The 12129-nt window shown below is 62.7% G+C and carries 8 protein-coding genes; 6 read left to right on the forward strand and 2 right to left on the reverse strand.

Going from position 1 to position 12129, the window contains the following annotated elements; translation table 11 throughout:
- Positions 1 to 142: 142 nt before the first annotated feature.
- Positions 143 to 2017 (reverse strand): DNA helicase RecQ, encoded by a 1875-nt coding sequence (gene recQ, locus ACHMXK_RS22545; RefSeq protein WP_397442927.1) that lies wholly within the window; start codon positions 2015 to 2017, stop codon positions 143 to 145.
- Positions 2018 to 2117: 100 nt separating this feature from the next.
- A complete protein-coding gene (locus tag ACHMXK_RS22550) occupies positions 2118 to 2510 on the reverse strand; it encodes a rhodanese-like domain-containing protein (RefSeq protein ID WP_397442928.1) in 393 nt (130 codons plus the stop codon).
- Between the two features lie 125 nt (positions 2511 to 2635).
- On the opposite strand from ACHMXK_RS22550, the gene ACHMXK_RS22555 reads away from it, so the two are divergent.
- From ACHMXK_RS22555 to ACHMXK_RS22580, 6 genes are all read left to right on the forward strand, one after another.
- Complete coding sequence (locus ACHMXK_RS22555) at positions 2636 to 3682, forward strand: homocysteine S-methyltransferase family protein (RefSeq protein ID WP_397442929.1); 1047 nt, start codon at positions 2636 to 2638, stop codon at positions 3680 to 3682.
- Between the two features lie 172 nt (positions 3683 to 3854).
- On the forward strand, positions 3855 to 6029 hold the full coding sequence (gene rocD / locus ACHMXK_RS22560) for an ornithine--oxo-acid transaminase (protein WP_397442930.1): 2175 nt from the start codon (positions 3855 to 3857) through the stop codon (positions 6027 to 6029).
- Between the two features lie 10 nt (positions 6030 to 6039).
- Entirely contained in the window at positions 6040 to 7113 is a 1074-nt protein-coding gene (holA, locus tag ACHMXK_RS22565; protein WP_397442931.1) for a DNA polymerase III subunit delta, read from the forward strand.
- Positions 7114 to 7153: 40 nt separating this feature from the next.
- The gene (locus ACHMXK_RS22570; protein WP_397442932.1) at positions 7154 to 8476 is read left to right on the forward strand and encodes a glutamate-5-semialdehyde dehydrogenase; all 1323 of its coding nucleotides are present in this window, start codon (positions 7154 to 7156) and stop codon (positions 8474 to 8476) included.
- A gap of 139 nt (positions 8477 to 8615) precedes the next feature.
- Positions 8616 to 9911, forward strand: coding sequence for a glutamate--cysteine ligase (gene gshA, locus ACHMXK_RS22575; RefSeq protein ID WP_397442933.1), 1296 nt, complete (start codon positions 8616 to 8618; stop codon positions 9909 to 9911).
- Between the two features lie 264 nt (positions 9912 to 10175).
- Positions 10176 to 12044, forward strand: coding sequence for a potassium transporter Kup (locus tag ACHMXK_RS22580; RefSeq protein WP_397442934.1), 1869 nt, complete (start codon positions 10176 to 10178; stop codon positions 12042 to 12044).
- The last annotated feature ends 85 nt before the right edge of the window (positions 12045 to 12129 follow it).

Below are 12129 nucleotides of genomic sequence, written 5' to 3' on the forward strand. Positions count from 1 at the left end.
TTTGGAGTTCTCACGAGTGCGTATTGTGCCGCAGCTGATCGCGAAAGAGGTGTGAGAGCAGGAGGGCAATCAGGCCGCTGCTTGGCTGAACAACTGGCGTTGGAACAGCCGCTGGCGCCCAAGCGGCTTGGGATCAGGCTGTTTAAGCGTCGGCGGCGCAAACGCGCAACACCTCGCTGCCATAAGCTTCCAGCTTTTTGACACCGATGCCGCTGATGCCTTCCAGGTCGGCGATGTTTTGCGGCGCCCGTTCGGCAATGGCGCGCAAGGTGGCATCGTGAAAGATCACAAAAGCCGGCAGATTGTGCTCGCGTGCCACCTCGGCGCGCCAGGCTTTCAGGCGGGCCAGGCGCTCCAGCGCGCCGGCATTGAGCGTGGCTTCGGCCAGGCCCTTGGTCGAGGTCTTGGTGTTTTTTTTGCGTCTGTCGGCTTTGTCGCCCGCAGCCTGCTCGCGCAGCATCACGCTGACGTCGCCCTTGAGCACCTGGCGCGCATCGGGCAGCAGTTGCAGGGTGTTGAAGGCGTCGGGGTCGACCCGCACCATGCTTTTGGCGATCAGCTGGCGCAACACGCCGCGCCACTGCACCTCGGACAGGGCTGTGCCTATGCCAAAGGTGCTGAGTTTGTCGTGGCCGTATTGCAGCACTTTTTCGGTGGACTTGCCGCGCAGGATATCCATCAGGTGGCCGGCGCCGAAGCTGATGCCGCTGGCCTGCTGCACGCGGTAAATACAACTGAGCATCTTGCGCGCCGCTTCGGTCGCATCCCACACGGCCGGCGGGTTCAGGCAGTTGTCGCAGTTGCCACAAGCGCTGCTTTCTTCGCCGAAATAATGCAGCAAGCTGACGCGGCGGCAACGCGTGTCTTCGGCCAGGCTCAAGAGCGCGTCGAGCTTGCCGCGCATCACCTGCTTGAACTCCTCGCTGGCCGCGTCGCTGGTATCTATCATGCGGCGCTGGTTCACCACGTCCTGCAGGCCATAAGCCATCCAGGCGTTGGCCGGTAGCCCGTCGCGGCCACCACGCCCGGTCTCCTGGTAGTAGCCTTCGATGTTTTTCGGCATGTCCAGGTGCGCGACAAAACGCACATCGGGTTTGTCGATGCCCATGCCGAAGGCGATCGTCGCCACCATGATCATGCTTTCTTCACGCAGAAAGCGGTCCTGGCGTTGCTGGCGCAGGCTGCTGTCCAGGCCGGCGTGGTAGGCCATGGCCTTGAGGCCGGCGCCTTGCAGTGTTTCGGCGATTTCCTCCACACGTTTGCGCGACTGGCAATACACAATGCCGGCTTCGCCCGTGTGTTCGCTCTCGATAAAGCGCAGCAACTGGCGCGTGGCATCGGTTTTTTCGACGATGGTGTAACGGATGTTGGGCCGGTCAAAACTGCTGACAAATTCGCGTGCGTCCTCGAGCTTGAGGCGCTCGATCATGTCCTGCCGCGTCAACGCATCGGCGGTGGCCGTCAGCGCGATACGCGGCACATCGGGGAAAGTCTCGTGCAGCAGGCTTAAAGACCGGTACTCGGGCCGGAAGTCATGGCCCCACTGGCTCACGCAATGCGCCTCGTCAATCGCAAACAGACTCAGCAGGCCACGCTCGTGCAGCGAGCCGAGCAGGCCTTTCATGCGCGGCGTGTTGATACGTTCGGGCGCGGCGTAAAGCAGGGTCAGCTCGTTGCGCAGCAGCTTTTTTTCCAGCTCATTGCTTTCTTCGTAAGTCTGGGTGGAGTTGAGAAAAGCCGCCGAAACGCCGGCCTCATGCAAGGCGCCGACCTGGTCGTGCATCAGCGCAATCAGCGGCGAGATCACCACCGTCACGCCGTGGCCGGCGTTTTGCCGCGCAATCGCCGGGATCTGGTAACACAGCGACTTGCCGCCGCCGGTCGGCATCAGCACCAGGGCGTCGCCGCCTTGCACCACGTGGTCGACGATGGCTTGCTGCGAGCCGCGGAAATCCGAATAACCAAAAACTTGGCCAAGAATGTCCAGCGGAGAAGGGTGGGGCGTGGCGTTTGGCAAGGGCGAAAGGTTGTGGGTAGGGCGCGATTTGCTATTAAAAGAGTAGCTGTTTGCGTCCGTGGGATATGGGCTAGAGGCCAATTTTCCTCAAGAAAACAGGCTACATCTGCTCCCAGGGCAAACCGTCAAAACGCCAGCCGGTCAGGGTTGAGCGGCGAAACTGCTCGTCCAACTCGCCTTCGAAACCGTGCATGACGTTGATCACCTCGCTGAAACCCGCGGCTTCCAGCGCCTGCGCCGCCGCCAAGGTGCGTTGGCCTGAACGGCAGATCAGCAACACCGGCTGCGCCTTGCTGCTGGCTTCACGCGAGACAGTCTCGGCAAACTTGGCTGGGTCGGGCAGCAGGTCGGGGTATTCGTACCAGGGCACGTTGACCACGCCGGGCGGTCGGCCCACGTACAGCGACTCGATTTCCATGCGCACGTCGACAAACAGGGCGTCGGGATGCTGCTGCAGGTAGTTCCAGGCTTCTTTGGGAGGGAGGTGTTTCATGGGTCGGGCTCAGACGGAAGCGCTATTGTCAGGCATGTTGGCGGCGCCGCGGAATTCGGGGGACAAGCCGGCGGGTTATGACCGGTGATGGGGCCGGCTGTGGCGGGTCGTCCTAAAATGCAGCCATGAAGCAAGCCATCTACACCCGCGGAGCCGCGCTCCCAGCCATCCTGGAAAAACGCATCGCCATTCTCGACGGCGCCATGGGCACCATGATCCAGCGCTTCAAGCTTAACGAAGCGCAATACCGCGGGGAACGTTTCAAGGACTTTCACAAAGACGTCAAGGGCAACAACGAGTTGCTGAGCCTGACCCGCCCCGACGTGATCCAGGACATCCACGAAGGTTATCTGGCCGCCGGCGCCGACATGGTCGAGACCAACACCTTTGGCGCCACCACCGTGGCCCAGGCCGACTACGACATGGCCGAGCTGGCCATTGAAATGAACTACGAATCGGCACGTATCGCCCGCGCCGCCTGCGACAAATTCTCCACGCCCGAGAAACCGCGTTTTGTGGTCGGCGCCCTGGGCCCCACGCCCAAAACCGCCAGCATCAGCCCCGACGTCAACGACCCGGGCGCACGCAACACCAGTTTTGAAGAACTGCGCAAAGCCTATTACGAACAGACAGAAGCCCTGGTCAAAGGCGGCGCCGACGTCTTGCTGGTCGAGACGATTTTCGACACCCTCAACGCCAAGGCCGCGCTGTTTGCGATCGACGAATATTTCGACAACTCCGGCGAGCGCCTGCCGCTGATCATCAGCGGCACGGTCACGGACGCCTCGGGCCGCATCCTGAGCGGGCAGACCGTCACCGCCTTCTGGCACAGCATCCGCCACGCCCAGCCGCTGGCCGTCGGCCTGAATTGCGCCCTCGGTGCGGCGCTGATGCGCCCTTACATCCAGGAACTGGCGCGTGTCGCCGGCGACACCTACATCAGCTGCTACCCCAACGCCGGCCTGCCCAACCCCATGAGCGACACCGGTTTTGACGAGACCCCCGACGTGACCTCGCGCCTGCTGCGCGAGTTTGCCGACGAAGGCCTGGTCAACATCGTGGGCGGCTGCTGCGGCACCACGCCAGAACATATAGGCGCGATCCACCAGGCGGTCCAGCCGGTGGCGCCACGCAGCATCCAGCGCGGGTTTTTCTACAAGGACGCGGCTTAACGCGCTTTTGTCTCGCGCTGCGTCCGGCAAGCCACGGGCGCAGCGTGACGCCCTGCTTCCGATTCGGAAGCCCAAGGCCCGCAACACGACCGAAGTCGGCATCTGCAGGGCCGCATTTTCACCACCGCCGACGCGGCAGGCGCCTACAGTGATCTCCAACAGGAGAATCACCATGAGCGCAAAAACTGTAGCAACATCACAAGACTTCATGCGGACTGAGGCGCAGTTTTGTGCGCGTAACTACCATCCGGTGCCGGTGGTGGTGGACCATGCGCGGGACTGTCTGGTGTGGGATGTCGAGGGCCGCGAGTACCTGGACATGATGAGTGCCTACTCGGCCGTCAGCCATGGCCATTTGCATCCGCGGCTGGTGGCTGCGGCGCAGCGGCAGCTGGCGCGGGTGGCCGTCACGTCGCGGGCTTACCACGGCACGACCTTGGGGCCGTTTCTGGAAAAACTGTGCCAGGTGGCCGGTTTTGAGCGGGCTCTGCCCATGAACACCGGCGCCGAGGCGGTGGAAACCGCGATCAAGGCGGCGCGGCGCTGGGGCTACCGGGTCAAAGGCGTGGCTGACGGTCAGGCCGAAATTTTGGTGGCGCGCGGCAATTTTCATGGTCGCACCACCACCGTGATCAGCGCTTCCAGCGAGGCCGATTACCGCGCCGGTTTCGGGCCGTTCACGCCGGGGTTCAGTTTTTTTGATTTTGGCGACATGGCGAGCGTGCGCGCCGCGACCTCGCCCAATACTTGTGCGGTGCTGGTCGAGCCCATTCAGGGGGAGGCCGGCATTGTGTTGCCGCCGGCCGGTTTTTTGTCCGAGCTGCGCGACTGGTGCACGCAGCAAGGCATGTTGTTAATCCTCGACGAGGTGCAATCCGGCCTGGGCCGCACCGGCCGCTGGTTTGCGTTTGAACACGAGGGCATACGCCCTGACGGCCTGATCCTGGGCAAGGCCCTGGGCGGCGGCCTGCTGCCGGTCAGCGCCTTCCTGGCGGACCAGGCGGTGATGGATGTGTTCACGCCGGGCAGCCACGGCTCGACTTTTGGCGGCAATGCGCTGGCCGCCGCCGTCGGGCTGGAGGCCTTGCAGGTCATGGAAGACGAAAACCTGGTGGCCCGCAGCGCGGCCTTGGGCCAGCATTTGCTGCAACGCCTGGTCGCGGTGCAAGGGCTGGCCGCACCGCTGGTGCGCGCCGTGCGCGGCCGCGGCCTGTGGGTGGGGGTGGACATGGACCCGGCTTTTGCGGATGCGCGCGAAGTGGTCGAGCGCCTGGCCGCGCGCGGGGTCTTGTCCAAGGAAACCCATGAGACCGTGATCCGTTTTGCGCCGCCGCTGACCATCAGCCGGGCGCAGATAGACACCGCGGTGGATGTATTTACGGCGGTGCTGCTGGAGATGAAAGGGCGTGCCGTGATCCATCCCGTCGCGGCTGCCTCGGAAGTGGCCCCGGTTGCGGCCACGGCGCCACAACTGCTGATGAGCCCGCCCGATTTTTTTGAGGTGAGTTACACCATCAACCCCTGGATGGACCCGGACCAGTGGTCGCTTGATGCCCACCGGCTGGCGCAGGACGCACGCAGCGGCTGGGCCGCGCTCAAAGCCTGTTACGAGGCCTTGGGCGCGCGGGTAACCGTCAAGCCGGCGGTGCGCGGGCTACCCGATCTGGTGTTCACCGCCAACTGCGCGCTGGTGCTGGACGGCAAGGTCTTGCTGGCGCGTTACCTCAAACCCGAGCGGGCCGGTGAAGAAGCCCATGGCCGGCGCCTGTTTGAACAACTGCGCCTGCGCGGCGAGGTGGATAGCTTGCATGCCATGCCGGCCGGCGTGTTTTTTGAAGGGGCGGGCGACGCGATTTTTGATGCCGGCCGCGGCATGATGTGGATGGGTTACGGCCAGCGCTCCAGCCTGGCGGCGCGTGACAGCGTGGAACAGGTGTTTGCTATTCCCACCTTGTCGCTGGAACTGGTTGATCCGCGTTTCTATCACCTGGACACCTGTTTTTGCCTGCTCTCGGGCGGCGAGGTCTTGTATTACCCGCCGGCCTTCAGCGAAGCCGGTCGGGCGCAGATCCAGGCGGTGGCCGGCGATCAGTTGATAGCAGCGGGCAGCGACGATGCCTTGCACCTGGGCATCAATGCGGTGTGTATAGGCCGCGACGTGGTCATGTGCCACTGCAGCGCGGCGACGCGGCAGGCGCTGGAGGCACGCGGTTATCACGTGCATGTGGTGCCGCTGGGCTCCTTCAACCGATCCGGCGGCGCGGCGTATTGCCTGACACTGAGCTTGAACAATCTGTACCGGGGCCGCAGCGCTGCCGCCGGGCGGGTGTGGCCGCAGGCCGCGTAAACTTGAGGCCATGCAGCTTGCGCCGTCCCAACTTCAACAACACCTTCAGCGCGGCCTGAATTCCCTTTACACCCTGCACGGCGACGAGCCCTTGCTGGTGCAGGAGTTTGCCGATGCGCTGCGCACGGCGGCCCGCGCACAGGGTTACACCGAACGCACGGTGCACACCGTGGCCGGCGCACATTTCGACTGGAGCGAGGTGCTGGCCAGCGGCGGTTCCTTGAGCCTGTTCGCCGACAAGCAAATCATCGAAATCCGCATTCCCAGCGGCAAACCCGGCAAGGACGGCTCGGCCGCCTTGCAACAAATCGCCGAACGTTCGAAGGGCGACGACAGCACCCTGACCCTGGTGCTGCTGCCGCGGCTCGACAGCATGACCACCAAAGGCGCCTGGTTTGGCGCGCTGGAGAGTTTTGGCACCACCGTCAAATTCGACCCGATAGACCGCCGCAGCCTGCCGGCCTGGATTGCCCAGCGCCTGCAGCAGCAGGGCCAGCGTGTGGCGGCCGGCGAGGAAGGCCAGCGCACCCTGCAGTTTTTTGCCGACCGGGTCGAAGGCAACCTCTTGGCCGCGCACCAGGAAATCCAGAAGCTCGGGCTGCTGTATCCCTCCCCGGAAGAAGCGGTGCTGAGTTTTGACCAGGTTGAAAACGCCGTGCTCAATGTCGCGCGTTACGACGTCTTCAAGCTGTCCGAAGCCGTGTTGGGTGGCCAGGCGCTGCGTGTGCAACGCATGCTGGACGGCTTGCAGTCCGAAGGCGAGTCCGAGGTGCTGGTGCACTGGGCCTTGGCCGAAGACATCCGCAGCCTGAAACGGGTGAAAGACGCCTTGAACGCGGGCCGGCCCATGCCCATGGCGCTGCGCGAAAACCGCGTCTGGGGCATCAAGGAAAAACTGTTTGAACGGGTGTTGCCCCAGATCGGCGACACCGCCCTGGCGAATTTGCTGCACGCCGCACACAAGGTGGACGGCATCGTCAAGGGCCTGAAACAGCCCGACTGGCCGCAGGATGGCTGGCAGGCGCTGCAGCGCCTGGCCGGCATGGTGTGTGAACAGTGCACGCCCAAGGGCCGGGTTCACTAAGCGAACGTGGGGGCTTGAGGTTTTGGAGGAAAATGGGGGGATGAACGCGCCCGATTCCTCCTCCGCCCTGGCTGCCCGCAGCGAGCTCCCGGCCCTGATCCAGACCATGGGTTCCAAGGCAAAAGTGGCCTCAGCCCAGATGGCGCGGGCGTCAACAGCTATCAAAAACAAAGCATTGCTGGGGCTGGCGACCTTGCTGCGCAGCCAGCTTGCGCCGCTGCAGGCGGCCAATGCCATCGATATCGAGCGCGCGCAGACCGCCGGCCTGGCCGGGCCGATGCTGGACCGCCTCAAGCTCACCCCCAAAATTCTGGAAACCGTGGCCATCGGCTGCGAGCAGTTGGCGGTCATGCCCGATGTGATCGGCGAAATCATAGGCATGAAACAGCAGCCCAGCGGCATACGCGTCGGTCAGATGCGTGTGCCCATCGGCGTGTTCGGCATGATTTACGAAAGCCGGCCCAACGTCACAATCGAAGCCGCTTCGCTGGCCATCAAAAGCGGCAACGCCTGCATCTTGCGCGGCGGCTCCGAAGCAATTGAGTCCAACAAGGCCTTGGCCGCGCTGGTGCAGCAGGCGCTGCTGGACGCCGGCCTGCCGGCCGACGCCGTGCAACTGGTGCCGACCACCGACCGCGAAGCCGTGGGCCTGTTGATCACCATGCCGGCGTACGTGGACGTGATCATTCCGCGCGGCGGCAAGGGTCTGATCGAACGTATCAGCCGCGACGCCAAAGTGCCTGTCATCAAACACCTGGACGGCAATTGCCATGTTTATGTGGACGATCCCTGCGACATCGCCATGGCGGTGAGCGTGGCCGACAACGCCAAGACCAGCAAATACAGCCCCTGCAACGCCACCGAAGGCCTGCTGGTGGCGAGCGGTGTGGCCGCCGAATTTTTGCCAAAAATCGCGGCCATTTATGCGGCCAAAGGGGTGGAAATGCGCTGCGACGAGGCGGCGACCCAGATTCTGCGCGCGCAACCCGCGATGGCTTCGGTCGCCAAGATTGTTCCGGCCACCGAGCAGGACTGGTCCGAGGAATACCTGGCGCCCATCATCTCCATTCGCGTGGTGGCGGGGCTGGACGAGGCGATTGCCCACATCAACCAGTACTCCAGCCACCACACCGACGCCATCCTCACGCGTGACCACATGCATGCGCAGCGCTTTTTGCGTGAGGTGGACTCGGCTAGCGTCATGGTGAATGCGAGCACCCGCTTCGCGGATGGTTTTGAATACGGTCTGGGCGCCGAAATCGGCATCAGCACCGACAAGTTCCACGCCCGTGGGCCGGTCGGCATCGAAGGCCTGACCTCGCTCAAATACGTGGTGCTGGGCCAGGGCGAAGTCCGCCTCTGAGGGCGCGCGCCGACTGCCCATCCGGCCATTTTCCGCTGCTTGTTGCCTCTTGTAACCGGGACGGCCATCCCAATATCCCTAAAATCCGGTCAAGATATAGCCGAAACATATAACAACATCTTCCATTGAAAGTGGCCGCATGGTTCCGCACCTCATCACCGCCCTGAACGGCCCCATCAACGAGCTGGAGCAACGCATCCTGGACTTCACGCCAGCGATAGAGCGCTGGTTCCGCCTGGAGTGGATGGAGCACACGCCGCCGTTTTACAGCTCGGTTGATGTGCGCAACGCCGGTTTCAAGCTGGCGCCTGTGGACACCAATCTTTACCCCGCCGGCTGGAACAACCTGACGCCCGAGATGTTGCCGCTGGCGGTGCAGGCGGCGATGGCGGCGATTGAAAAAATCTGTCCCGAGGCGCGCAACCTGCTGGTCGTGCCCGAGAACCACACGCGCAACAGCTTTTACCTGGCCAATGTGTTGCAGCTCAAGCGCATTTTTCACCAGGCCGGGCTCAACGTGCGTTTTGGCTCGCTGGACCCGGAGATCAAGGCCCCCACCACCCTGACCCTGCCGACCGGCGAGCAGATTACCCTGGAGCCGCTGATCCGTACCGACAGGCGCCTGGGCCTGAAAAACTTCGATCCCTGCACCATCCTGCTGAACAACGACTTGTCGACTGGTATTCCGGGCATGCTGGAAGACCTGAACGAGCAGTTCCTCTTGCCGCCCTTACATGCCAGCTGGTCGGTGCGGCGCAAGTCGCGCCACGCCCAGGCCTATGAAGAAGTGTCCAAACGCTTCGGCAAGTTGTTGGGTGTGGACCCCTGGCTGATCAACCCGATGTTTGCCAAATGCGGTGAAGTCAACATAGCCGAGGGTGTCGGCATGGACTGCCTGACCAGCAACGTCGATGCGCTGCTGACCAAAATCCGCCGCAAATACAAGGAATACGGCATCAACGAGAAGCCTTTTGTCATCGTCAAGGCCGACAACGGCACGGACGGCAAAGGCATCATGACGGTGCGCGACGTGAAAGACCTGGACGCACTCAGCCCCCAGACCAAAAACAAGATGAGCATCACCAAGGACGGCCAGCCGCTGTCCGAAGTCATCATCCAGGAAGGCGTGCAAACCCACGAACGGATCAACGACGCGGTGGCCGAGCCGGTGGTTTACATGATGGACCGTTATGTGGTGGGCGGTTTTTACCGCGTGCATGCAGACCGCGGCATCGACGAAAACCTGAATGCGCCGGGCTCGAGTTTTGTGCCGCTGGCTTTTGCCGACAGCGGCCGCCTGCCGCAGCCGGGTGAAAAACCAGGCTCCAGCGGCCCGAACCGCTTTTATATGTATGGCGTGATTGGCCGCCTGGCCATGCTGGCCGCCAGCTACGAGCTGGAAGCCACAGACCCGGACGCCGAGGTGTACGACTGAAAAAGGCCCTTCGGGGCCTTTTTCACAAGCTTTTTTGGCCTCCAGCCCATATCCCACGGGCGCAAGTAGCTATCAAAGTCGTAGCGAATGCCGCGCCCGCGCTGGTGCTCAGTTGTTGCACTGCAACACAAAACCGGAATCTCGCATTTAGGTATCTCTCCCAACTTGCTTAGTCCCGGGCGAGGCGCAAAATAGCGTTCCTCCAGTTACCATTCCCGCCGCCAGGGGCCAGCTTCTGACCTCCGGCCTCCGCGGGAATTTTTTGTGTCAAGTAAAAAATCCTCTCTTGCGGCGCTGACCCTAGGCGCCATCGGTGTTGTCTACGGCGACATCGGCACCTCGCCCCTTTATGCCTTCAAGGAGGTTTTCGGCGGCGGCCATGTCCCCATCACCACGGACAACGTGCTGGGGGTGTTGTCCCTGTTTTTCTGGACCCTGACGGTGGTGGTGTCCATCAAATACGTGGCCCTTATCATGCGTGCCGATAACGCCGGTGAAGGGGGCTTGATGGCCTTGCTGGCCCTGGCGTCCCAGTCGGTCAAGGACCAGCCGCGGCTGCGGCGCGGCTTGCTGATCCTGGGTGTGTTTGGTGTGGCCCTGTTTTTTGGTGACGGCATCATCACGCCGGCGATGTCGGTTCTGTCGGCGGTGGAAGGGCTGGAAATCATCACGCCGGCCGCCAAGCCCTATGTGGTGCCGATTTCGCTCTTGGTGCTGTTTGCGCTGTTTGCGGTGCAAAAACGCGGCACAGCGGACATCGGCAAGTTTTTTGGCCCCATCACGGTCTTCTGGTTTCTGGCCATCGCGGCCACCGGCCTGGTGCAAATTGTCCAGAACCCCAGCGTGCTGGTGGCAGTTTCCCCCTGGTATGCCTTGCGTTTTGCGGCGGAGCATTACGGGATCGCCTTCATCACCTTGGGCGCCGTCTTCCTGTGTGTCACGGGCGCCGAAGCGCTGTACGCCGACATGGGGCATTTCGGCAAACGGCCCATCCAGCTGGCTTGGTTTGGGCTGGTCATGCCCTCCCTGATGCTCAACTACTTTGGCCAGGGTGCGCTGGTGTTGGCCAACCCCAAGGCGGCCAGCAATCCGTTTTACCTGATGACGCCGGAGTGGGCGCTGATCCCCATGGTGATCCTGGCCACGCTGGCCACGGTGATTGCCTCGCAAGCCCTGATCTCCGGGGCGTTTTCAGCCGCCAAGCAGACGATTCAGCTGGGCTTTTTGCCGCGTTTGACCATTCGCCATACCTCGGTGCGCGAAACCGGGCAAATTTATATTCCCGCGGTGAACTGGACCTTGCTGGCCGGCGTGGTGCTGGCGGTGTTGATGTTCGGCTCCTCGTCGGCCCTGGCCGCGGCCTACGGCATCTCGGTGAGCCTGCTGATGGTGATCACCACGGCGCTGACCTTTTTTGTGATTCGTTACGGCTGGGGTTACCCGCTGTGGCTGTGTATTGCCGCGACCGGCTCTTTCTTTGTGGTGGACATCGCCTTCTTCGCTTCCAACGCGCTGAAAATTGCCCACGGCGGCTGGTTCCCGCTGGTGATGGCCGGGGCCTTGTACATCCTGATGACCACCTGGAAAGACGGCCGCCAGTTGCTCAACGACAAACTGCATGCCGACGCCATTGACTTGCCGAGTTTTCTGGACGCCGTGTTTGTCAGCCCGCCGGTGCGGGTGGCGGGCACCGCCGTGTTCCTGACCGCCGAGCCCGGCTCCGTGCCCAACGCGCTGCTGCACAACCTCAAACACAACAAGGTGCTGCACCAGCAAAACCTGTTCGTGACCGTGCGTTACCACGAGGTGCCCTGGATAGGCCTGGAAAAACGCCTGGAAATCCACGCCCTGGGGCACGACAGCTGGCAACTCACGGTGCACTACGGTTTCAAGAACGACCTGGACCTGCCCAAGGCGCTGCAACTGATGCGGGGCCGGGGCTGCGAGCTGGAGGCCATGACCACCAGTTATTTCCTGTCGCGCGACACCGTGGTGCCGTCGATAGGCAGCGGCATGATGCCCTGGCGCGAAAAACTCTTTGCGCAAATGCACCACAACGCCAGCGGCGCGGCGGACTTTCTCAACCTGCCCAACAACTCGGTGGTGGAGTTGGGCAGCAAGATTGAGATCTGAGTTTTTGGGTGTTTCTGGCTGCCAGACCTTATTTCACGGGCGCTGGCAGCTATTTAATTGGTAGCGAGTGATGGGCGGGCGTCTC

It is taken from the genome of Polaromonas sp. UC242_47 (assembly GCF_044452385.1).
Lineage (GTDB): Bacteria > Pseudomonadota > Gammaproteobacteria > Burkholderiales > Burkholderiaceae_C > Polaromonas.